The sequence below is a fragment of the Brevundimonas sp. NPDC046655 genome (assembly GCF_044901625.1).
Lineage (GTDB): Bacteria > Pseudomonadota > Alphaproteobacteria > Caulobacterales > Caulobacteraceae > Brevundimonas.
Genome location: NZ_JBJDPV010000006.1, coordinates 154224 through 176462 on the forward strand (window position 1 = coordinate 154224; position 22239 = coordinate 176462).

22 protein-coding genes and 1 tRNA gene are annotated in these 22239 nt (G+C 68.2%); 12 read left to right on the forward strand and 11 right to left on the reverse strand.

Translation table 11 applies throughout. The features are described 5' to 3' along the window. Positions 1-200: 200 nt before the first annotated feature. The 5 genes from astB to ACI2KI_RS15695 are packed head-to-tail and all read right to left on the reverse strand — an operon-like array spanning position 201 to position 5589. On the reverse strand, positions 201-1538 hold the full coding sequence (gene astB, locus ACI2KI_RS15675) for an N-succinylarginine dihydrolase (RefSeq protein ID WP_404621556.1): 1338 nt from the start codon (positions 1536-1538) through the stop codon (positions 201-203). Further along, a complete protein-coding gene (locus ACI2KI_RS15680) occupies positions 1535-1897 on the reverse strand; it encodes a hypothetical protein (protein WP_404621558.1) in 363 nt (120 codons plus the stop codon). The genes astB and ACI2KI_RS15680 overlap by 4 nt, the downstream gene beginning before the upstream one ends. Next, positions 1894-3312 (reverse strand): succinylglutamate-semialdehyde dehydrogenase, encoded by a 1419-nt coding sequence (gene astD, locus ACI2KI_RS15685; protein ID WP_404621560.1) that lies wholly within the window; start codon positions 3310-3312, stop codon positions 1894-1896. Before astD ends, ACI2KI_RS15680 begins: the two co-directional genes overlap by 4 nt. 14 nt (positions 3313-3326) lie before the next feature. After that, positions 3327-4334, reverse strand: coding sequence for an arginine N-succinyltransferase (locus tag ACI2KI_RS15690; RefSeq protein WP_312062305.1), 1008 nt, complete (start codon positions 4332-4334; stop codon positions 3327-3329). A gap of 4 nt (positions 4335-4338) precedes the next feature. After that, positions 4339-5589: a hydrolase gene (locus ACI2KI_RS15695; RefSeq protein ID WP_404621562.1), complete on the reverse strand. Its 1251-nt coding sequence runs from the start codon at positions 5587-5589 to the stop codon at positions 4339-4341. Between the two features lie 117 nt (positions 5590-5706). Here ACI2KI_RS15695 and ACI2KI_RS15700 point away from each other — a divergent pair, with 117 nt between their 5' ends. Genes ACI2KI_RS15700 through arsC form a run of 3 tightly spaced genes read left to right on the forward strand, consistent with a single transcriptional unit; the run spans position 5707 to position 7080 of the window. Further along, positions 5707-6180, forward strand: a complete 474-nt coding sequence (locus ACI2KI_RS15700) for a hypothetical protein (RefSeq protein WP_404621564.1) — start codon at positions 5707-5709, stop codon at positions 6178-6180. 22 nt (positions 6181-6202) lie between these two features. Next, positions 6203-6739 (forward strand): hypothetical protein, encoded by a 537-nt coding sequence (locus ACI2KI_RS15705; RefSeq protein WP_312062311.1) that lies wholly within the window; start codon positions 6203-6205, stop codon positions 6737-6739. Then, the gene (arsC, locus tag ACI2KI_RS15710) at positions 6739-7080 is read left to right on the forward strand and encodes an arsenate reductase (glutaredoxin) (RefSeq protein ID WP_404621566.1); all 342 of its coding nucleotides are present in this window, start codon (positions 6739-6741) and stop codon (positions 7078-7080) included. The genes ACI2KI_RS15705 and arsC overlap by 1 nt, the downstream gene beginning before the upstream one ends. Before the next feature lie 3 nt (positions 7081-7083). Here the strand turns inward: arsC and ACI2KI_RS15715 are convergent, their stop codons facing one another. From ACI2KI_RS15715 to ACI2KI_RS15730, 4 genes are all read right to left on the reverse strand, one after another. Further along, a complete protein-coding gene (locus ACI2KI_RS15715; RefSeq protein WP_404621568.1) occupies positions 7084-11301 on the reverse strand; it encodes a translocation/assembly module TamB domain-containing protein in 4218 nt (1405 codons plus the stop codon). Beyond that, positions 11298-13091 (reverse strand): autotransporter assembly complex family protein, encoded by a 1794-nt coding sequence (locus tag ACI2KI_RS15720; protein WP_331033499.1) that lies wholly within the window; start codon positions 13089-13091, stop codon positions 11298-11300. The genes ACI2KI_RS15715 and ACI2KI_RS15720 overlap by 4 nt, the downstream gene beginning before the upstream one ends. A 56-nt stretch (positions 13092-13147) precedes the next feature. Further along, positions 13148-13426, reverse strand: a complete 279-nt coding sequence (locus ACI2KI_RS15725) for a hypothetical protein (RefSeq protein ID WP_313102062.1) — start codon at positions 13424-13426, stop codon at positions 13148-13150. A gap of 110 nt (positions 13427-13536) precedes the next feature. Next, on the reverse strand, positions 13537-14631 hold the full coding sequence (locus tag ACI2KI_RS15730; RefSeq protein WP_312062321.1) for a CaiB/BaiF CoA-transferase family protein: 1095 nt from the start codon (positions 14629-14631) through the stop codon (positions 13537-13539). Positions 14632-14816: 185 nt separating this feature from the next. Between ACI2KI_RS15730 and ACI2KI_RS15735 the strand changes: the two genes are divergently transcribed. Beyond that, positions 14817-14893, forward strand: a tRNA-Lys gene (locus ACI2KI_RS15735). A 409-nt stretch (positions 14894-15302) separates the two neighbouring features. Here the strand turns inward: ACI2KI_RS15735 and ACI2KI_RS15740 are convergent. Then, the gene (locus tag ACI2KI_RS15740) at positions 15303-15821 is read right to left on the reverse strand and encodes a thermonuclease family protein (RefSeq protein WP_292084569.1); all 519 of its coding nucleotides are present in this window, start codon (positions 15819-15821) and stop codon (positions 15303-15305) included. A 112-nt stretch (positions 15822-15933) separates the two neighbouring features. Here ACI2KI_RS15740 and ACI2KI_RS15745 point away from each other — a divergent pair, with 112 nt between their 5' ends. The 8 genes from ACI2KI_RS15745 (at position 15934) to ACI2KI_RS15780 (ending at position 21475) form a co-directional block, all read left to right on the forward strand. Beyond that, a complete protein-coding gene (locus tag ACI2KI_RS15745; protein ID WP_292084567.1) occupies positions 15934-16533 on the forward strand; it encodes a JAB domain-containing protein in 600 nt (199 codons plus the stop codon). Continuing rightward, positions 16530-16811, forward strand: coding sequence for a hypothetical protein (locus tag ACI2KI_RS15750; RefSeq protein WP_292084566.1), 282 nt, complete (start codon positions 16530-16532; stop codon positions 16809-16811). Before ACI2KI_RS15745 ends, ACI2KI_RS15750 begins: the two co-directional genes overlap by 4 nt. After that, on the forward strand, positions 16804-16995 hold the full coding sequence (locus ACI2KI_RS15755; RefSeq protein WP_292084564.1) for a hypothetical protein: 192 nt from the start codon (positions 16804-16806) through the stop codon (positions 16993-16995). Before ACI2KI_RS15750 ends, ACI2KI_RS15755 begins: the two co-directional genes overlap by 8 nt. Continuing rightward, positions 16992-17432, forward strand: a complete 441-nt coding sequence (locus tag ACI2KI_RS15760) for an AlpA family transcriptional regulator (RefSeq protein WP_292084563.1) — start codon at positions 16992-16994, stop codon at positions 17430-17432. The genes ACI2KI_RS15755 and ACI2KI_RS15760 overlap by 4 nt, the downstream gene beginning before the upstream one ends. Positions 17433-17821: 389 nt before the next feature. Beyond that, a complete protein-coding gene (locus ACI2KI_RS15765) occupies positions 17822-18103 on the forward strand; it encodes a toxin-antitoxin system, antitoxin component (protein WP_292084562.1) in 282 nt (93 codons plus the stop codon). A 284-nt stretch (positions 18104-18387) separates the two neighbouring features. Next, the gene (locus tag ACI2KI_RS15770) at positions 18388-19596 is read left to right on the forward strand and encodes an NAD(P)/FAD-dependent oxidoreductase (protein WP_292084561.1); all 1209 of its coding nucleotides are present in this window, start codon (positions 18388-18390) and stop codon (positions 19594-19596) included. A 44-nt stretch (positions 19597-19640) separates the two neighbouring features. Then, the gene (locus ACI2KI_RS15775) at positions 19641-20501 is read left to right on the forward strand and encodes an NAD(P)H-binding protein (protein WP_312784473.1); all 861 of its coding nucleotides are present in this window, start codon (positions 19641-19643) and stop codon (positions 20499-20501) included. 140 nt (positions 20502-20641) lie between these two features. Further along, on the forward strand, positions 20642-21475 hold the full coding sequence (locus ACI2KI_RS15780) for an IclR family transcriptional regulator (RefSeq protein WP_292084559.1): 834 nt from the start codon (positions 20642-20644) through the stop codon (positions 21473-21475). A 13-nt stretch (positions 21476-21488) separates the two neighbouring features. On the opposite strand, the gene ACI2KI_RS15785 is transcribed toward ACI2KI_RS15780, so the two are convergent. Further along, positions 21489-21902 (reverse strand): VOC family protein, encoded by a 414-nt coding sequence (locus tag ACI2KI_RS15785; protein WP_292084558.1) that lies wholly within the window; start codon positions 21900-21902, stop codon positions 21489-21491. Between the last annotated feature and the right edge of the window lie 337 nt (positions 21903-22239).

Sequence of the window (22239 nt, forward strand, 5' to 3'; positions counted from 1 at the left end):
AGGCTTTGAAAGTCTTTAATTTTCTGGTCGCGGATATGCGCGACTTCCGATCTTCTCTTGCCGTCATCCCGGCCTCGCCTCGCGACAGCGAGGGGAGAGCCGGGACCCAGGCGTTCAAGCTGGACGGGACGCACTAGTGACTTGCCGCCTGGGTCCAGGGTTTGGCTGCGCCGCCCCGGGATGACGGCGGGGCAACAGACTTAATCCCGCTGGAACGGATAGAAGCCGCCGCCCAGCCCCAGAATCCCCGTCAGTTCGTCCAGGGCGCCGCGTGTCTCGTCCAGCAGGGCGGGGTCGGCCAGGTCCTGGGCGGTCAGGCTGTCGCGATACCAGCGCAGAGCCCAGACGCTGAGGGCGCCGTGCAGTTCGTCGGTCATGCGCATGGCCGGGTTGGTCGCGGCCAGTTCATCGTCGGTCAGCACGACGCGCAGGCGCAGGCAGGCGGGGCCGCCGCCATTGCGCATCGACTGGCGCACATCGACATATTCGACCCGGCCGATGGGGCCGTTGGAGGCGGCGATGCGCTCGGCGACCGCATGGCTGCGAGCATTGTCGCGGGTCTCGGTCGGGCAGATCAGGGTCAGGCGGTCCTCGCCCGGAATCTGGATCAGCATGGAGTTGAACAGGTAGCTGCTGATGGCGTCGGCCAGCGGCAGGTCGGCGGCCGAGACCTCGACGAATTTCGGCTCGAACAGGCCGTCGGCGGCGCGGCGGATGGCGGCCTTGGTGGCGTCCGTGTCTTCGAACGCCAGTTCGTGGAAGAAGAGGGTGTCCAGGGCGCCGACGCAGACCACGTCATTGTGGAAGGTGCCGCCGTCGATGGCGGTGCGTGACTGCTGGGCCAGAACCGGGCGACCGGCTTCATGACGGCGGACAATGGCTTCGGACGCCTCGCGCGTCTGGCGAGCGGGGAAGCGACCGTCCCAGGGCTCGAAGGCTTCACGCCCCCAGACCAGCAGATTGACCCCGCGACCGCCGTGCTCGGCGCACAGGCGGACGTGGTTGGCGGCGCCCTCGTCGGCCAGATGGGCGACGGCGGGCAGGGCGTCGTGGACGGCGAACCGGGTCGCGTCGGGGAAGAGGGCGTCCAGCGCCCGTTTGGTCTGGGCGTGCTCCAGCGAGCGGTGCAGGTTGGTGTGCAGGTTGGCCGGGGTGAAGTGGACCCGGCCGTCGGCGGCGTCGGCGCTGGGCGTCACGGTCGCGGCGTTGGCGGCCCACATGGGCGAGGCCGAACAGGCGGCGGCGGCGAAGGCCGGAGCGTCGCGCCAGGCCTTGGCCAGCACCGTCCTGTCATTGCCCGAGAACCCGAGCGAACGCAGGAAGGGGATGTTGGGCCGTTCGTGCGGCGGCAGGACGAACTGGGGCAGGCCCAGGTCGGCCAGCCGCTTCATCTTGTCGAGGCCCTGAAGCACCGCCGCGCGCGGGTTCGACGCCTCGCCCTTGTTCAGGCTGGACGCGAGGTTGCCCGGCGACAGGCCCGCATAGGAGTGGGTCGGCCCGATCAGACCGTCGGCGTTGGCTTCGATGGCTTGGGTCATGGCGTTGCCGGAATAATCATCGCAGGTTCGTGGCCAAGAATGGCAATATAAATAGAGAGGTTTAGCTTGGAGGCGGAAAAGAACATCAAGGCAATGAGCCCTATTGTGACGAAGGTCTCAAACCAGTTCCAGCCTCGGATCCATAAAATCTTTATGGCCAAGACTATGGAAATCACCAGGAACATAACGGGCCAGGCCGCTACTTGATTCCAAAGATCATCAAATTTTATCAGGACGGTGGTTGTTGCCATCACGGCGCTGCCGATAACGATTATGGCGGGCCAGCGCGCATTCTCTCTTAGCTGTTCGATGAAGCTAGGAGGGCCGATGCGACGACTGGAGCGCCAACCTCCGATCATCCCCGCAAGCCCTTGATCTCGCTTTCGATGTTCTTGACCGCGCCGGCTTCGAAGCTGGCGACGGGGTAGGCGCAGTAGTCGGCGGCGTAGTAGGCGCTGGGGCGGTGGTTGCCGCTGGCGCCGAGGCCGCCGAAGGGCATGTCGCCGGCGGCGCCCGTGGTCGGGCGGTTGAAGTTCACCACGCCCGCGCGGATGCGGTTGATGAAGCGATCCCAGTTCTTAGCTTCGTCGCTGACCAGACCGGCGGACAGGCCGTATTTGGTGGCGTTGGCGGCGGCGATGGCGGCGTCGAAGGTCGGAACGCGGATCACCTGCAGGAAGGGGGCGAACATCTCTTCGTCCTCGACCGCGACGCCGGTCACGTCGATGATGGCGGGCTTCACGAAGGCGCCCGGCAGGTTGTCGATGGGGCCTGAGGCGCGGATGACCTTGGCGCCCAGGTCGATGCGCTGTTGCAGGGCGGCGAGCGCAGCGGTCGCGGCCTTCTCCGAGATCAGCGGCCCGGCATAGGGCTCGGGATCGCTGTCCCAGGGGGCGAAGTTCAGTCGGTCCGACATGGCGGCCACGGCCTCGACGATGGCGTCGCCCGCGGCGCCTTCCGGCAGGATCAGGCGGCGGGCGCACGAGCAACGCTGGCCGGTGGTGACGAAGGCGGACTGGACCACGATGCCCGCGACGGCTTCGGCATCAGCTGCATCCCAGACGACCAGAGGATTATTGCCGCCGAGCTCCAGCGCCAGGATGACGTGGGGATCGTCGGCGAACTTGCGCCGGAAGTGGGCGCCCGCCGCGCCCGAGCCGGTGAACATCAGGGCGTCGATGGGCTGGTCCAGCAGGGCTGCGCCGGCAGCCCGCCCGCCTTGCACCATGTTGAACACGCCCTTGGGCAGGTCGGCGGCGTCCAGGCATTCGGCCATCAGCTGGCCGGTCAGGGGCGTTTCCTCGGACGGCTTGAACACGACCGTGTCGCCCGCCAGCAGGGCCGGGACGATGTGGCCGTTGGGCAGGTGGCCGGGGAAGTTGAACGGGCCGAGCACCGCCGAGACGCCATGCGGGCGGTGACGCAGGGTGGCGCGACCGAAGGCGGTGTCGGTGGTGCGCTCGCCGGTGCGCTCGTCATAGGCGCGGATGGAGATGTCGACCTTGCCCGCCATCGAGGCCAGCTCGGTCTTGGTCTCCCACAGGGCCTTGCCGGTTTCGCGGCTGATGGCCTCGGCCATTTCTGGGGCGCGGTCTTTCAGGATGGCCTGATAGCGTTTCACCGCGTCAATGCGGTCCTGACGCGGGCGGTCGGCCCAGTCAGGGAAGGCGGCGCGGGCGGCCTCGACGGCGGCGCCGACCTGCTCGGTGTTGGCGGCTTCGCCTTCCCAGACGGTTTCGCCGGTGGCGGGATTGGTGGAGGCGAAGCGGGTCATGGCGGCTACTCGGTTCAGGATTTCACGCGGACGACGGCGCCGTCCTTGATCTTCAGGGCGGCGGCGACGTCGGGGGTCATGCGGGCGACATCGCCGTCGATCAGGACGCGGGCGCGGACGGCGCGGAAGGCCGAGACGCTGTCGGTCGAGACGAGGCTGGGCAGTTCGACCTCGACCTCTTTTTCGATGCGGGCCGTCAGGACGCGGGCGTCGCGCACGGTGCGGATGTTGTCGCGACCACAGGCCACGGTGGGGCCGGCGTCGAAGATGTCGACCAGGCCGTTGGGGCGGAAGCCTTCGCTTTCCAGCAGGGCCATGGCCGGCACGCCCTGCGGGTGGACCTTGCCGATCACGGCGCGGGCCGGTTCGGGCAACAGGTCGATGTAGATGGGGTGGCGGGGGGCCAGGTCGAGGATGAACTGCTTGTCGGTCGAGCCGCTCATGCGGTCGGCGTCGTCGAAGTCCATGGGGAAGAACTTATGCGCCACATGGTCCCAGAAGGGGCAGTAGCCATCGGGGGTGAAGACGCCCCGCAGTTCGGCCAGGACGTTGTCGGCGAACAGATCCGGCTGGGCGCCGATCAGCATGTAGCGCGACTGGCTCAGCAGGCGCCCGGCGCCGCCCTTGCGACGGTCGGCCTTGAGGAAGAGGGAGCCGACCTCGGTCCAGCCGGTGCATTCGTTGACCAGCACGAGCGTCTGATGGTTCAGCTTCATGCCCAGCGAGGGTGACTGGACCGTGTTGTTGACCACGCGGAACGAGAAGAAGGGGCGCTTCAGCCCCACCGTCGCCTTGACCGAGCCGATGCCGTCGATGTCGCCCGTGTCGCCGTCTTCCAGCATGAGGGTGTACCAGGCCTCCTGCGGTGGGACGCGGCCCTCGAAGCTGGCCTGGCTGAGTTCCAGGCGCTCGCTCAGGACGTCGGCGTCTTCGGGCAGGCTGGTGAAGCCGGGGCCGGACAGGATGGCCAGTTCGAGCAGGTGGTGGAGGTCGGCGGGACCGGCGGGGCGAACAACGAGCATGCGGTTACATGGTCTCCAGTCGGAGCTGTTTCAGTTTCAACGCGTCAATCTCGCCCGAGGCGATCTTGCACAGGATCAGGGCGGACAGTTGGGCGCGTTCGACGAAGCTGGCGGGCCAGGCGAACTCCTGATCCGAATGGATCTCGCCGCCGACGACGCCGAGGGTGTCGACATTGGGCAGGCCCGCGGCGTGCAGGTTGTTGCCCTCGCAAACGCCGCCGGAGGGTTTCCAGGCGATGGTCTGCCCCAGCAGTTCGCCTGCGTTGCGGACGGCGTGGAAGAGGGCGGTTTGCGACGCGTCCATCGGCTTGGGCGCGCGGGTCATGCCGCCGTGCAGGTCAAGGCTCAGGCCGGGGAAGGGGGGCTCGGCAGCGATGGCGCGCACCGTCTCGTCGATCCATGCGGCGCTGTCGGCGTCCGGCACACGGACGTTGAAGCGGACCACGGCGTTGTCGGCCACGACGTTCAGGGGGCCGCCGCCGGCGATCCTGGCGACATTGACGGTGACGCCCTCGCGCTGGCCGTTCAGGGCGTGCAGGCGGGCGGCGATCATGGCGGCGCCGGCGACGGCGTTGGCGCCCTCGTGGAAGGCGCGGCCCGCGTGGGCGGCCTTGCCCGTGACGATCAGGTGGAAGTTGCCGCTGCCCTTGCGCTCGCCCGCCAGGGTCCCGTCCGACAGGGCGGGCTCGTAGGTCAGGCCGACATGGCCGCGCGCGCCCAGGGTCGCCAACAGGGGGGCCGAGGCGGGCGAGCCGATCTCTTCGTCGGGGCTGAGCAGCACCGTCCAGCCGACGCGGGCCTTGTCCGGGTGGGTCTCGAAGGCTTCCAGCGCGGCCAGCATGACGCTGATCCCGCCCTTCATGTCGGCGACGCCGGGACCGTTCAGAGCGCCGTCGGGGCGCATGACGACCTTTTGGAAGGCGCTGTCGGCGGGGAAGACGGTGTCGTAGTGGCCGGTCAGGACCACCTGGATCGGCGCCTCGGGGCGGGCGGTGATGGTCAGGCAGTCGGCGTAGCTTTCGGGGATCACCGCGCCGCTGTCGGCCACGGTGGTCGAGGCCTTCGTGGGTACGCGCGCGACGGCGGCGGGCAGGCGGCGGGCCTCGGCCTCGAGCACGTCCAGCATAAGCGCCAGACCGGCGGCGTTACGGCTGCCGGAGTTGATATTGGCCCATTCGATGGTCCGCGCGACGATCACGTCGCCCTGGGCCGCGACGTGGTCGAGAACGGCCTGGTCGTGGGGTTCGATCCGCATGACGGCGACCCTAGACGGGGGCGGGGCAAAGGTGAAGGCGAGGCGGTTTCTCGCTCACAGGCTTGGGAAATAGGGGGCGCGCGGGATAGGTTTGCCGCCGCAGTCGAGGAGTCGCGCATGAACCGTCGTTTCAGCTTCCCCAACCCCTTCGGTCCCGTCGATTCGGGTTCGACGGCGGTGGACATGGCGCGGTTGAGCGCTCTGGGCTTCGGGTTGTGGGCGGCGACGGGTCTGATGCAGGCGGGGCTGGTCTGGTACGCCTCTGACGCCGCCTATGCCGAGTTCCGGGGCGCGACGACGGGGTTCGCGATCTTTTTCGCCCTGATCGCCGGGGTTCTGGGCTGGGCGCAATGGCGACGGCCCAACCGCATCCTGCCGGTCTTCGGCCTGGCCTGGGCGCTGTATGAGTTGAGCTCCACGGGCGTCAGCCTGATGGTCGGGGCGCCGCTGGGCGTGGCGGGCGTGCCCGCCTGGGGCGGGATGATCGCAGCGACGGCCATGCTGGCCTGCGCGATCCTGCATGTCGGCGGCCTGCGCGGCTCGGCTGCGCTGGCGCGGCTTGCCACGGCGCCGACTGCGTCTAAGAGATAGGGTTTGCAGCCGGGGGGCGATGATGAACCAAAACGCCAAACTGTGGCTGCGCGCGGCCAATCCGTTCACGCCGCCGCGTGGCATGGCCGAGGCGCAGAGGGCGGCGCGAGTTGGCGCGGTGGCGCTGGGGATCGGCCTAGTGCAGTTGTTCGTCGGCCTGCTGTCTATGCCGAAGGCCGAGGCGCTGGCTCAGGTGCTGGCTGCTCAGCAAAAGGGGCAGGTCATGACGGCTCAGCAAGTCGCCATTCAGGACGCCATCGTGGGCATGCTACCCGTGTTCATGCTGGTCACCACCTTGGTGCTCGCAGTTGTCTATGTCGTTCTGGCGGTGGCGCAGTGGCGGCGCATGACCTGGGTGATCCCGACGATCATGCTCGCCTTCATGGCCTATGGCCTCTTGAGCGGGTTCGGCGCCCTTTTGAAAATCGGCTCGTCGATCGAGTTTGAGTTCGCCTTCGTCAGTGCGCTGATGTGGCTCGTCAATCTCGCGACAATAGCCATGTATGTCGCTGCGTTCCGCGGCGGACGCATGTTTGAAAAACTGAAACGGACCTACTGATGACCGTCACCCTCTTCCACAATCCGAAATGCTCGACCTCGCGCAAGGCGCTGGCGTTGCTGCAGGAGAAGGGCGTCCAGCCGGTGGTGGTCGAGTATCTGAAGACCGGCTGGGACGCGGCGACGCTGGACCGGCTGGCCAAGGAGACGGGCGTGGGCCTGTCGGGGATGCTGCGCAAGCGCGAGGCCAAGGCGGTCGAACTGCTGGAAAGCGGGGCGTCGGACGACGTGATCCGCGCGGCCATGATCGCCGAGCCGGTGCTGGTCGAACGCCCCATCGTCGAGAGCGACAAGGGCGCCCGGATCGGGCGCCCCGTCGAGAGCATTCTGGAAATCCTCTAGGGCTTAGCGACTGCGGTTGCGGCGCCGGTCGGTTGCGCCGCCGCCGGGCCGGTCGCTTTCGCGGCGCCAGCGGACCGAGATGCTGGCGTCGCCTTCGCCGCCGAACTTGGAGCTGACGGCCAGGTTGCGGCGCACCTGCCACTCGACATTGACCGCCGCCCCGCCTTCGCCGCCGCCGATGATCTCCAGATAGACGTCGTCGGTGATGTAGCGACCGCCAGCGATGGTCAGGCTGGAAGCCTCGCCGCCGAAGGACAGGCGGTCCAGACCCGCCAACTGGCGCAGATTGCCGATGACGTCGAACCCGCCGCCGCCCGCCAGAGAGGCCACGGCCGAGGCCAGTTGCGCCGCTTCAAACCCTGACAGCTGGGACGCCGAACGCCCGAACAGAACCTGGGACAGGATTTCGTCCTGAGGCAGGGAGGGGCTGGAGGTCAGCTCGATCTTGGGCTGGGCCGCCGTGCCGGTGACCTTGATGGTCGCGGTCAGGGCCGGGTCTTCGCGCACCGCCGCCAGGTTCAGGCGGATGCGCGCCGGATCGGTGGACAGGATGACCGAACCGCTGTCGTCGAAGACGAAGCGCTTGCCCGCGAACTCATAGTCGCCGCGCACGACATTGGCCGTGCCGGTCAGTTGCGGGCGGGTGATGGTGCCGCGAACGCGGGCGTTGGCGGTCAGCTCGACGTTCAGGCCGCGTCCGCGCACATGGATCTCGCGCCCGGTCAGGTTCAGGTTCAGGCCGATCTGCGGGCCGCGCGACTGAGTCTCCACCTCGATGGGATCGCCGCCGGGGCGGTTGATCTCGACCACGTCCATCTTCACCACGCCGTTCGAGCCGGGCAGGTTGGGCGAGATATTGGCCTCGTCGATGTTCAGATCGCCGCTCAGCTGGATATTGCCGTCCGCGCCGCGCACGGCGGTCAGCACTCCGTTGGCGCGGGCCTCGGCGATATCGTTGTCGATGACGCGGAAGCGGGTCAGCTCCAGCCTCAGGGTCGAGCCCGAGCCCTGACGCAGGCCCAGGTTGCCGTTGCCGGTCACCGTGCCCTTGACGCCGTCGGCGGCCTCGAAGCGCTCGATCACCGCCTGGTTGTCGTCGAACCGGCTGGCCAGGCTGACGCCTGCGAGACGCAGACCGGTGATGCTGTCGCGGAAGGCGCCCTGGGTCAGGTCCAGACGGCCGTTCAGGCGGGGGTCGTTCAGCGTGCCGCCGAGGGTGGCGCGGCTGGCGATCTGGCCGGACAGCGACTGGGCGCCGCCGAGGAAGAGGTCCCAGATGGGCTGGATCTGGCCGTTGACAGCGATCTGACCGGACATCTCGCGGGTGCGCTCGACCGCCAGGCGCAGCGGCGCGGCCGAGGCCACGACCGGCAGACTGACGTCGGCGGAGGCCTGAACCGCCGTGCCGTCATTGGCCTGGGCGCGGATGCGCAGGACATTGTCGTTGAGGTCGGCGTTCAGGGTGCCGTCCACGGCCAGGCCGCGCGGGGCGTCGATGCTGCGAAGTTGCTTCAGGTCGACATTGGCCGAGCCGTTCAGCCTGTCGCCCGCGCCCTGCAGCGAAACACGGCCGGTGACCTGGCCGCGCAGGTCGGGGACGAGAGAGCCCATTTCGACGTTGGTCAGCTCGGCCTGGATGGCGCTGCCGGCCTTGTCCTGACGCAGCTCGCCGGTCAGGACGCCGCCGCCGACGCCCAGGTCGACACGGATGACGCGGCCGTCGCCGTTCAGGGCGATGACGGCGGGGGCGCGGGTGGTGAAGGCGACCTCGCGCACGCGGCCGCCACCGCGCAGGGTGACGCTCTGGGCCGGGCCCTGGCGCGAATATTCGCCCGTGCCGTTGAACTGGACCGGATTGGGCCCGCCGACGTCGGCGGCCAGGGAGAAGGGCAGGCGCTCCAGCGTGCCCTGGCCCTTGAGCGACAGGTTGCGGACCACCCAGGTTGAGCCGGCCAGGCGGACGTTGCGGCCGGTGACGTCCAGGACGGCGCTCTGATCTCCGCCTCCGTCGGTCAGGCGCACCCGGCCATTGGCTTCTCCCGAGGCCAGGAAGGCGCCCTGACGCGCGGTGAAGGTCAGGTCCGCGCTGGAGGGATAGTTGTTGGACAGGGCGATGGCCCCCTGGGCCGTCACGCCGCCCGCGTTGACGTCCACCTCGGTCAGGCGAAGGCTCTTGCCGCCGAGGAAGAAGTTCCCCGACGCCCGCGCCGGGCCGTAGTTGGAGCCCGAGTTGAGCACGATCCGTCCGTCAGACGCGTCGGCGCCCCTGCGGAAGCTGAGGATCAGATCGGCGTTGGTCAGGATCAGGCCGCCGGCCGCGACCTTGTCGAAGGCGGCGCGCAGGTCAGCCCTGGGCTGGGCCAGGGTGCCGGTCAGGGCGCCGTTTCCGCTCATGGCGCCGTCGATGGCCACGGGACCGACGCCGAACGGCCCGTGCGCGTCCCAGTCCAGGGCCAGACGCAGCTTGCCGCCCTCGATCAGGCCCTTGGCGCCCATGCGCCCGGCGGCGCCCGTCAGTTCGCCCCGGTTGATGGCCAGGACACCCCGGTCATAGGTTCCGGCCATGGCCAGACGCGGGGTCTGACCCAGAAGGCGATCCAGTTCGTCCATGCCGACGCTCAGGCGCGAGGCGCGGCCGTCGAAGCTGATGGTCCAGGGGCCGTTTCGGGCCTTGCCCGCCTGGATCGGTCCCTTGAAGGAGCCCTTGGCGCCGGGGCGGATACGCGAGATGTCGGTGATGTCTGCATCACCGCGGAAGCTGAGGCCGCCGGTGAGGTTGCGGCCGCCCGATCCGGTCAGGGTCAGGGCCTGGCCTCGCCCGTCGATCTTCTTCAGCAGATAGGCGCCGTCGGAAGTGCGCGAGCCTTCCAGCTTCACATGGGGGGTGGCACCCAGCAGGGCGCCGATGATGCCGGCCGTCGAGCCGCCGACGGCGCGGGCGTCGGTGACGACATCGAACTGGCCCTTGTTGTAGCTGAGGTCGAGCGGCCCCGAGACGCGGGCGGCGCGATAGCTGGCGATGTCTGTGTCCTGAAGGCTGGCCGAGCCCTGTAGGCTCCAGCGGTTGGCGTCGCCCTTGAATACGCCCGTATAGATGGTCGCACCAGCCAGGGTCGGGCCGGCCAGACGGGTGAGCGAGGGCGTCGCGACCGTCAGCTTGACGCCGTCCGGCGCGGCGCGCTGCTTGAGGTTGATCAGGCCCGAGGCGCGGGTGGTGATGTTCTCGGCGGTCAGGGTCCAGCTCATGGCCTGGACATCCTCGGCGTCCCGAACCGGCAGGCTGGCGAAGCCGAAGCGGGCCGTCTGGCCGATGCGGCGGGCGAAGGGCTCCAGCAGGTCCGAGCCCGAGAAATCGGCGGCGCCGCCGATCCGGGCGCCGGTCTTGCCGTAGCGGCCCTTGACGGTCAGGGGGATGAAGTCGCCGGTCTTCACCTCGACATCGACCCGTTCGCCGTTGACCACGGCGATCGCCGAGAAGGGCCTGTCGGGGGAATAGCCCAGCGCGCCGGCGATCGGGCCGCCCTGGGCCTCGCCGGCGCGCAGGTTGACCCGCAGGTCCTCGGGCTTCTTGCCGATGATCGCCTTGAGCAGCAAATGGTCGCCCTGGCGGTTCAGGCTGAAGGCGTCGACGTTGATCTTCTTGTCGCCCCGACGCGGAACCTCGGCGTCGCCGCTCAGGGTCCAGCGGCCGTATTCCTTGGAGAAGCCCTCCATCAGCTCGACCTTGGCGCTGAACTTGTCGATGTCGATGCTCAGGGCCTGGGGGCCGCCGGGCTCGGTCCGCGGCTCGAACTGGGGACGACGGAGCAGACGGATCTGGTCCGCGCGGATCTCGGTCGCATGGAAGCGCCGCATCAGCAGGGGCCAGTAGGACCAGTCGAGGCGAACATTGGTCGCCTCCAGCCAGACGCCGTCCGCATCGGTGATGGTCACTCGCTCCAGGGTGAAGTCGTCGAACAGGTCGCCCTTCAGGCCCTCGACGTTGATGCGGCCATAGCGGCTGATCTTCTTGCCGGCGACGAAACTGGTGATCAGTTCGCGGCCGGAATCCGAGACCAGATACATTCGCCCGCCAATCGCCAGGACGATGCTCAGGGCCAGCAGGGCGGCGACCACGACGCCTGAGACGAAGGCGATGAGCTGCAGACGCGTGCGTTTGCGCTTCTCGGCCTTGGCCGGCGTTTCCGCTTCGGGTTCATGAGGCGGAGGAGTGTCGGTCAAAACGCCTGGCCGATGCTGATGTAGAGTTGGAAGGCCGCGTCGCCCTCGCGCTTGTTCAGCGGGACGGCGATATCGGCGCGCACCGGGCCGAACGGCAGCTTGTAACGGACCCCGACGCCTGCGCCGTAGCGCATGTTGGTCAGGTTGGGCGTCTCCTGGAAGCCGATGGCTCCGGCGTCGACGAAGCCGACGGCCTGGAACTTCTGGCCGATGTCGTGGCGCACCTCGATCGAGGTCTCGAACAGCGACAGGCCGCCGCGCGGCGTGTTGTCGGGCAGGCGAGGGTTGATGCTCTGATAGGAATAGCCGCGCACCGAGCCGCCGCCGCCGGAATAGAAGAGGCGGTCCGACGGCACCGTCAGCTCCTCGCCGCCGACGATCGAACCGATACGGGCGCGGCCAGCCAGCACCGTTTTGGCCCCGTCCTGCAGGGGCAGGTAGGCCGTGGCCTGGCCCTCGGTCTTGAGGAACAGGACGGTGTCCTCGCCCGTCACGGCCGTCGGCTGGGCCGACACGTAGAGACGATAGCCGCGGGTCGGATCCAGCGGATCGTTGGAGCGATCCATGAAGGCGATGGCGCGCCCCGTCACGATGGCCAGGTCGCGATCGAAGGTGATCGGCGCCTGGGTGATCGGGTCGAAGCGGTTCTCTGTGTACTGTCCCGCGTCGACGCCGAGGCCGTAGGTGAAGAAGGAGGTCTTGCCGATGCGCTGCGACAGGTCGGCGTTCACGCTGACGGCGCTGCGGTCATAGGCGTCGGTCTGCTCGTTGATGAGGTAGCCGGACAGCTTCAACGTCCGGCCGGCCTTGCCCCAGTGGGGGAAGCTGGCCTCGGCGCCCAGGCGGCTGTCGATGCTGGCGTAGCGGCCGCCGTACTTCAGCGTCGCGGCGCGGCCGAAGCGGTTGTAGCGGGTTTGGAAGACGTCGACGCCGACGCCTTCGGCGGTCGAATAGGTGGCGCCGGCCTCCAGCAGGCTGCGCGGACGGTCCGACAGGCCGACGACGACCGGGCGCAGTCCCTCGGGCGTCACCTGATCCAGCGAGGCCAGGGAGACGTTGACGCCGTCATAGACGCCGGTGTCCAGCAGACGCCGCTCCAGTTCGGCCACGTCCTCGGGGTCGTAGCGGTCGCCGGCCTTCCACGGGGCCAGATTGGCGACCCAGTCTGGGTTGGTCGGCCCCCGGGTGCGCACCAGCACGCCGTCCAGCCGCACCAGCTCGCCCGAAGCGATGTTGAAATTGGGCTGCACGGTGAAGGTGGCGTGATCGACGACCACCCGGCGGGGTTCGGCCTTGGCGTCGGCGTAGCCTTCGCGCGTCAGGTTGGCGACGATCCGGCCTTCGGCGTCCAGGATGTCGGCGGCGCGACCCGGATCGCCCGGCTTCAGGCCGATGTCGGCGGTGGCGGCGGACTGTGCGGCGGGGTCAGGCACGGGGGCGACCCAGTTGACCTTGGTCTCGCTCAGTTCAAAGCGCCGTCCGGGCATGACGGTGACGACGGCGACCGGCTTTTCCTCGCCCTCGACGTCGTCCTGCAGCGTCGGCTGGTAATAGCCTTCAGAGCGAAGCAGGGCCTGGGCCGCCTCCATGGCCGAGCGCGCGCGGCGGCGGGCCTCGAAACGGTTGGCGGGGGCTTCGTCGACCTGACCGACGGCCTGCTCCAGCCGTCGACGCAGTTCGGCGTCGACGTCGCCGCGAATCTCGGCCTTGGGCTGGGCGGCGACCGCCGCGTGGCCGCACACGGCCCAGAGCGCCACGCTGGCGAGAAGGAGATGAGACCTCGACGTCAAACTGGAGCCTTGGGTTCAGGGCGCGACAACCGGAAGCAAACGCCGCTCAAGCGGAATCAGTAGAACAGCGTATCGCTTTCCGGCTGCACCGTCTGTTCCGAGGTGCGGGTTTCGGGCGGCAGGGCGTCGACCGGAGGCGGGGCCTCGGTCGCAGCCGGAGCCTCGGCCACGGCGGGCGCGGCCGAGTCTTCGGCGGCGGGGGCGGCGGGCTCTTCGGTCTGGACCTCGACGGCCTCGTAGTCGTTTTCCGAACGCGGCTCATCGCAAGCCGCCAGGGTGGTGGCGGCGGCCAGGCCTGCGGCCAGGAGCAAACGTTTTACAATCAATCGGTTCATCTGGTTTTTCTTCCCCCTGTGGGGTGGCAAACGTCGTCTGCCCGGCTGGGTTCCCTCGGCTTGTCTACCGAACGAGAATGAACCGCAACTGAACCCTTTTCGTCACGGCTTCAGGCGTTTTCGTTCGTCCAGTCGGCCAGGGCCTGATCCAGCGGCAGGAGAGGGCGGTCGGCGCTGATCGGCGCGGCTGCGGCGGCGAAGCGCGGCGCGGGGGCGGGCTGATCGATTCCGGCGCTCACGAAGGTCCCGCGCGCCTGATTGTGAGGGTGCGCCGGCGCCTCGCTCAGGGACAGGACGGGGGTGACGCAAGCCTCGGTCCCGGCGAAATGCGCCGCCCAGTCGTCGCGGTCGCGCGTGGCGAACAGAGCGGTGAAGCGGGCCTGCAGGGCGGGCCAGTTCTCCCGGTCGAACTGCGGCGCTTCGTCAGGCGTCAGGCCAAGCCCCCTGATGAGGGCGGCGTAGAAGCGCGGCTCCAGCGCTCCGACGGCGACGAAGCCGTCGTCGCGGCAGGCGTAGCAGCGATAGAAGGGCGTGCCGCCGTCCAGCAGGTTGGCTTCACGCCGCTCGCTCCACAGGCCGCGCGCCCTCAGGGCGTGGAACAGACTGGTGAGCAGGGCCGAGCCGTCGGTCATGGCGGCGTCGACCACGCGCCCGCGTCCGGTGGTCTTCGCCTCCAGCAGGGCCGCCAACACGCCGCTGACCAGCATCATGGCTCCGCCGCCGTAGTCACCGACTAGGTTCAACGGCGGGCAGGGCGGCTGATCGCCCGCCCCCATGGGATAGAGGGCGCCGGACAGGGCGAGGTAGTTGATGTCGTGGCCGACCTGATCGGACATCGGCCCGGTCTGACCCCAGCCGGTGACGCGGCCATAAACCAGGCGCGGATTGACGGCGGCGCAGGCGTCCGGCCCCAGGCCCAGGCGCTCCATGACGCCGGGCCGGAAACCCTCGATCAGGGCGTCGGCGCCCGCGATCAGCGCCAGGATCTTGTCGCGGTCCTCGACTGATTTGAGATCGACGGGCACGGCCGTGCGGCCGCGATGCAGCACCTCGCCGCCGACCTCGTCGAAAACAGCTGCGGGGGCGGCGCCGCCGCGCGTCAGCCGCAGAACTTCGGCCCCCATGTCGGCCAGCACCATGCCGGAGAAGGTGACGGGCCCCAGGCCGTCGATTTCGATGATGCGCAGTCCGGCGAGAGGTCCCATGCCGCCACGCTAACCGTATGGACGGGCTGTGGAAGGGCGGTCGTGACGATTTCCTCACAAAATGCGCATCTTCGCGCGCTGCGGCCCTTGACCTCCATCCGCGAATGAACCAGAAACCGCCTCCGCAACCAGGCGCTTCGCCTGTCGGCGGCGAAGCAGCCCAAGTGGTTGATTTCAAAGAGTGTGCGCCCCTAGCTCAGTTGGTTAGAGCATCTGACTTTTAATCAGAGGGTCCTCGGTTCGAGCCCGAGGGGGCGTACCATTTTTCCCTTATTTTTCAACGTTATGTTGAGCGTGTTTGTAGGCCAACTTCGTGCGGCCTGCGTTTGGGACACATATGGGACACAACGAAACTTCGTTTGCCAGATCGTTTCAGGACATTTCGGCGCCTAAGTTCCCACCGCTCGCCTCAAGTTTGCTTCGCTAGCAGTCAAACCGGTCTTCGCGAACGTCTGATAAGCCCCGTAGGCTGCGCTGTTTCGCTTCTGGACCTGTGGCGGTTCGGAACAAAACGGAAGTGCTTGGGCGCCGACAAGAAGATCCCTGCCGGATAGGGCGGGGAAGTAGCGCCGCGAAGGAATTTTGCGGTGCTGATCAGGCGCCCGCGCGCGCAGCCGAAGCCGCCGCTTTCGCATTCGCCGACCGAGCGGTTGCAAAGCGACTGTGCCGTTTCAACGGCTGCAGAGCGGACGCTGCCTGTCGAACCTGTCCCAGATCAGGGTGGTCCCGCTGCGAACCATGGCGCAGTTGACCTCTTCGTTGTCGGATGTCCGGCAGATGGCGGTGATACGCTTGTAGCTTCGGCCCGTCGGCACGCAGGTCAGTCTCTTTCCCGCCGCGAGGCGGTTCAGTGTGGCGGTCGCTGATGCGCCGCTGGCGGACGGGCAGGGATGTCCGGGCGAACAGGTTTCGTCCGCTTCCCTGGCGGCGACGGCGTGCAGCCTGACCTTCAAGCCGTCCTTGCAGCGCAGGGTGTCGCCATCGTTCACATGGGCCACGTCGCAGAGGAAGGTCGCCTCCGGCGGCAAGGAGGGGCGGGCGGAGGCCGGAGGAGAGGCGGGTCCGGCCGCGTCCGCCATGGGCCAATTCAGGGCGGTCAGGACGGCGGCGGCCCCGAGGAGCGTCGTCAAGGCGACGGTGCGGCGGCCCCGTCGGCGAGGGCCGGCGGAGCGGTAAGGTTTCAGTCTCATGGACAGGAGCCTAGCGCCGCCAGGTTTAGGTTCCGTGAGCAAGCCTGGCCGGAGGGAAAGGAAGGGCGGACTGGGGTGCTCCGATCGGGAGCGCGCTGCCCAGGAGCCTGCCGTGTCGCCATCCGTTTCCGCTCTCCGCCCGTCCTTGTCGTCCAACCCGACGAAAGACGCCGATATCGACCTGCTCACCGCCCTGTTCGGGCGAACCCTGACCTCGTCCGCCGGCCGGGTCGCCGCTGCGGACCTGATCGACGCCTTTGGAGGGCTGGCCGGGGTCGCGGGGGCCGATGAGGCGGCCCTGCGTCGCCAGGGGCTTTCAAAAGGCGCAGTCGCTGATCTCGGCCTTGTCCGGGCGCTGGCGATGGCCATGGTCCGGGCGGAGGCCTGTCAGCGGCCGGTCCTGTCGTCCTGGACCTCCCTGACCGCCTATCTTCGCGCCGCCCTGGCCCATGCGCCGCGCGAACAGTTTCGCACCCTCTACCTCGACAAGCGCAACATCCTCCTCCGCGAGGAGATGAGGGCCGATGGAACCGTAGATCACGCCCCCGTCTATAATTCCGGACCTGGCCGCGTGGCGCGACTGGGGCGCGTGCCCGATATCGCCGAAACCCGCGCCTATGTCGCAGCCGTCATCGACTGCTACCTCGCGCTGAGCGCGGGTCGATCAATCACGAACTCGCGCCAGTGCCGGTCAGAGGGGGCGACGTCATGATCCCCGATGTCTCGAGCCTGGAATCCGCAGCGTCGCCTGGTGAGGACGATCTGCTGACCCGTGCGGAAGCCTCGGCCTTTCTGGCGTTGCTGGGCGTCCGGCTCAAACCCGCGACCCTGGCGCGCCTCTGGTCGACGGCGTCCAACGGGCCGCCGTGCCGCCATATCCGCTCCAGGCCCTACTACCCGCGCGGACTGCTCCGGTCCTGGGCCAAGGCCCAGATCACCGAGGTGCGGACGGGGGCGCCGCCGGCGGCGAGGAGCCGGGGTCGTGGGTGAGAATGGCGACCCGGATCGCCCGACGTTGCCGGGATTGCTCGCGGATCCCGCGACGAGCTTCGCGCTGAAGACGGTGATCAAGGCATGGGCAGGACGAGACAGCCTGGATGCAGAGCATGACGCCCGACTTCTCCATGAGGCTTTCGTCGGCGAGGTCGATCAACAGCTGGAGGTGACGCCATGACCGCTCCATCCACGCGGAGTCCCGTTGAAACGGGGGGATCCGAGGACCGTCTGCTCCCATGGGGCCGGGTCCATGACATTGCGGGCATCAGCCGAACGACCGCGTGGCGGATGCAGCAGACCGGAGATTTTCCGGCGCCTGTGTCGCTGTCTCCAGGCCGGGTCGGGTGGTGGGAAAGCGAACTCACGGCATGGAAGGGCGCGCGCAGCGCCGCAAAGCCTCTTTCTCCGCCCATGAAGCCCCGGCTGCCGGGCATGCCCCAAAAGGCGCTGATGCGTCCGGCGAACCAGCCGCCGGCCATCTCCAACGCGCAGGACGGCGTGGCTGCGACGGTGAGGGCGCCGCCCAGGTCGCCAGCCGAACCGCTATCCAAGTCGCATGGGCGCAGGCGTAGAGCGCGCGGAGTCCACGTCGATCAGATCGACTTCGGCTTCTAGTCAATCGTGGCGGTCGGGCGCGCAGCCAGGTCCGTGACTTCGGAGGGTCGGCGCCGACGCGGATCACAGCCGTGGTCCATGGCAGCCTCACGGACGGCTCTTCGTATCCCGGACGTCTTCATGGCGTCCGCCCTGGATGACGGGCAGGGGCAGCAACGGAACCTTGGCGGCATTGCAGAGTTGAGTGGCTTCCTCTGCTTCGGCGAGGAGCGATCCGGCCGTTCCCGCCCACTGCCCCCCTTTGCGGCGGAGGTCGGGTCGCTTTCCTTTCGGGCGAAGGCGGGGAGGCGCCGTGCGGTCTTTTCGCCAGGGACGGCGTCCGGTATGGACCGCCGCTTGTTTTCGGCAGGTCGATCGCAGCGACGCCGGGAGAATGGGAACGGGCCGACATGGCGAAGTATGAGCCTCTTGCTCGCTACCTGCGGCGCCAGAAGGCGGCGGAAGTCGAGCTGAGCTTTCGCGATATCGAGCGCATCGTGGGCGGACTTCTGCCGAAGGCGTCGTGCGACCCGAAATGGTGGCGGGCCGAGGATACGCTTTCGGCCCTGCCGCAGCAGCGGGCGTTCGCCCAGTCGGGATATGTCCCCGAGCCGCACCTGAAGGCCGAACGCGTTCGCTTTGTGCGCGCGTCTTCGCGGAACCCGACGGCGCCGGACGCGCGGGCGGACTGAGGTCGCCGACGGAAGCCTGGTGAATGGCGGTCGCTCAAGCCCGCTTTCCCGGCGGAGATCGGCGTCGCTGCCGTGCGCGCGAAAGCCTTGGGCGTCGAGCCGGGGAGGAGGATTCCGACGGCGACGCCGGCCTGGAAACCGGGGCGTCGCGAAAAGCATCCTGGCGCACGCCCCAGCACTTCTGGGCTAGACGATTTTCAATTCTCAAATCACAATCAAATTCTTCATGTAGATAGCCTTCGGCGTTCGGGGTTCTGGAGGTCGGCTAGAGGGACGGGATCAAAGTGAGCGCAATCATCATCGGGGCAGGCCACGCCGGGGGAAGCGTCGCGGCCATGCTGCGCCAGAACGGCTATGCCGAGCCCATCACCCTGATCGGCGAGGAGCCGCATCCGCCCTACCAGCGTCCGCCCCTGTCCAAGGGGTGGTTGAAGGGCGAGCTTGCCGAGGACGGGCTGCTGTTGCGGCCTCGCGACTGGTATGCGGAGGTCGGTATTGGTCTGCGAACCTCCACGCGCGTGGTCCAGATCGACCGCGCCGCCAAAACCCTGACCCTCTCTTCGGACGAAACCCTCGCCTACGACACCCTGGTGCTCGCCACGGGCGCACGGGCGCGTCGTCTGGTCCTTCCGGGGAGTGAATTGAACGGCTTTCTTGAGCTCAGAACGATCGACGACGCCGAGAGGATCAAGGCCTATTTCAAGCCCGGTTTCCGTCTGGCCGTCATCGGCGGCGGCTATGTCGGTCTTGAGGTTGCAGCCTCGGCGCGCAAACTCGGCGCCGACGTCGATGTCCTGGAGCGCGAGGACCGCCTTCTGGCCCGCGTCGCCGGTCCGGTCCTGTCCGACTTCTTTCGCGCGGAACACGAGGCGCAGGGCGTGCGGTTCCACTTCGGGGTCGAGATCCAGGGCTTCGAGGGGCTGGACGGCCATGTTTCGGGCGTTCGGCTGGCGAACGGCGGGATGCTGCATTGCGACGCGGTCCTGGTGGGGATCGGGGCGATTCCCAATGACGATCTGGCGCGGGAGGCCAGGCTGATCTGCGATAACGGCGTCGTCGTCGATGCCCAGGCGCGCACCTCGGATCCGGACATCTTCGCCGTCGGCGATCTCACGCACAGGCCGATGCCGCTCTATGGACGGAGCCTTCGCCTCGAAAGCGTGCCCAATGCGCTCGAGCAGGCGCGCCAGGCTGCGGCGGCGATCAGCGGCCAACCCGAACCCAGGCCGGACACCCCATGGTTCTGGTCCGATCAGTACGACCTCAAGCTGCAGATCGCCGGCCTGCCGTTCGATGTGGATCAGGTCGTCACGCGCGGAGATCCGGCGGGTCGCAAGTTTGCGGTCTTCCACCTCTGCGGGGGGCGGGTCCAGGCGGTCGAGGCGGTCAACGCCCCGCCGGAATTCATGGCCGGTCGACAATGGCTGGCGTCGCGGCGCGAGGTCGATCCCGTGCGTCTCGCGGACGTGACCATTCCCATGAAGGAGGTCTGACGCCGCAGGCGGTCGGACAGGATCGGAACCGGGGAGAACGAGCGATGAAGATCGGCGTAAGCGGGGCGAGCGGAAAGCTTGGGGCCGGGGTGGTGGCGCATCTGGGCCTTCGTCCGGGCGTGGAGGTCGTGGGGATCACGCGCACGCCGAAGATGACGGCGGGGCATGAGACCCGTTTCGGCGACTATGACCAGGCTGAAAGTCTGGACGCCGCTTACGCCGGCCTGGATCGTCTGCTGATCATCCCGACCGTCGCCCTGGCGCCGGGACAGCGCACCCGGCAGAATCTGGCGGCCATTGACGCCGCCCGTCGGGCCGGCGTGCCCCATGTGGTCTTCATGTCGTCGGCCGGCGCGAGGGCGCGGCCGGAGCCCGACGTCTGGGCGTCCTACTTCGCCGCGGAACAACATCTGATGCGCACGGCGCCGCGCTGGAGCGTCCTGCGCATGAACTACTACGCCGAGTCCTTCGCGGACGAGGCGAAGGCCGCCCTGGCCCAGGGCGCGCTGGTCGGACTGGGAGAGAACCGGGTCGCCTTCGTCTCCCGCGCGGACCTCGCCGCCGCGGCCGCCGGGCTCCTGGCCGGGGAGGGACATGAGGGCGCGGTCTATACAGGAACAGGACCGCGGACCTGGACGGGCGCCGGGCGCGCCGATCTGGTCGCGAGGCTGTCCGGAAAGGCGCTGAACCATGTGGTCATGCCCGTCGAGGACCTGCGGGCCCAATTCCTGGCTGCGGGGCTGCCGCCCCATGTCGTCGAGGTGGTCCTTTCCATCCGTCAGGGGTTCGTCGCTGGAGGATTCGACATCGTCACGGGCGATATCGAAAACCTGTCGGGGCGGGCGCCGCAATCGCTCGAAGCGGTCCTGACAAAGGCCTTTGCTGACCAGGGGGCGTCCGCCTGAGCCGACGGGCCGGACGGTGGCCGATCCGGTCAGCGGGGCGCAGGGCGTACGGGGCGGTTTCCCCGTTTCGCTTCAAGCTCAATGCCTGCTAATCAGAGGCCGTGATCGCGGCCGGGGCCGCAAGATTCAACGGGGTGCGCATGGCGCGATCAGCCGCAGGAAAAAGCAAGCACGACGACGTCGAGGGACAGGCCGACGCCGCAGCCGCGACCAATGACGTCTCCGAGAAGATGGTCTTCGTCAAGCCGGCGGCCAATGCGATCCGGATCCTGAAATTCCTGGTCGAGGCGGGCGGCCCCACCCGGTCGGTGACCATTTCGCGTAGCCTGGGCCTGAACGCCAGCACCTGCTTCAACATCCTACGCACCCTGGTGATGGAAGAGGTCGTGGAGTTCGATCCCGTCGCCAAGACCTATTCGGTCGGCGTGGGTCTCACCACCCTGGTCGGGAACCTGCTGACCGAGGGGCAGCGCATCGCGGCGGCGACGCCCCAGATGCGGGATCTGGCGGACCGCTACAATATCACCGTGACGCTGTGGAAGCGGCTGGGCGTCGACAAGATCGTCCTGATCAAGGGCGTGCCCAGTCCCGCCAATGTGCGTATTGAAATGGCCGAGGGCCAGCGTCTTCCGGTCCTGATGGCCGCGACCGGCCGCGTCATGGCCCCCTATCTCGGCTGGAGCCGGAAAGAGCTGAAGTCGGCCTTCAACGCCCTGCGCTGGCAGACGCCGCTGACGTTCGACGCCTACTGGGACGAAGTCGAAGCCGCCAAGGCGAGGGGATGGGCCGTCGACCGGGGCTATTTCACGCGCGGCGTCCAGACTGTGGCCGCGCCGGTCTTCGATCGGGCCGGCGAGGTCGCCTTCACCATCGTCGGCGTCATGCTCCAGGGGCAGTACGAGGGCGAGGCGCTGGAGGAGATCGGCGTCGCCCTTCGTGACGCCGGCCACAGGCTGACGTCAGCCCTGACCTGAGCCGTCCCCCGCGTCACCGCGGGCCGAGACCGGCGTGGTCCTTCCAGTCGGCCGGCGGAAGCTCGTTGGCGGCGAAGTCCAGTTCCACCTCTACGCCGTTGGGATCGAACAGGAACATCTGCCACAGGCTGAAGGGCCGCGGCGTGCGGATCACGCGATAGGGCAGGGCGGCGGCCGTCGCCCGCTCGGCCGCCGCGATGAAGTTCTCGGCGAAGAAGGCCATGTGATCGAGCGCGCCGCGCCGCGGGTCCGGCATGCGTTCGGTCTCGACCAGGTGGAGCACGGGGCGGTCGTCGGCGTAGAGCCAGGCTCCCCCCACGCCGAAGTCCGGCCGCGGGCCGGGGACCAGTCCCAGCATCCCGTAGAAGTCCACGCTCTCGTTCAGGCGATCGGTGACGATGGTGAAATGGTCCATGCGGCGGATCATGGCGTCTCCTTGAGCGATATCCGATGGGCGCGGGCGCCGGCGCGTCCGGCGGCGTACGTCATATTTTCTAGACACTTTTGCGATTTTTGTTCTAGAAAAGAATTCTGAATGGCGCGAGTCCATGCGACGGCGCCCGAATTCGAGGCGGCGCCAAGCCGTCCGTGGAAACGAGGAAGAGCCCCATGACTGTCGATGACCTGATCCTTGTGAGCGTGGACGATCACGTGATTGAGCCTCCGGGGGCGTTCACGCCGCACTGGCCGGCGCACCTGAAGGGTCGCGAGCCGAAGATCGAGCAGAGGGACGGCCGCGACGTCTGGATGTTCGAGGAGAAGGC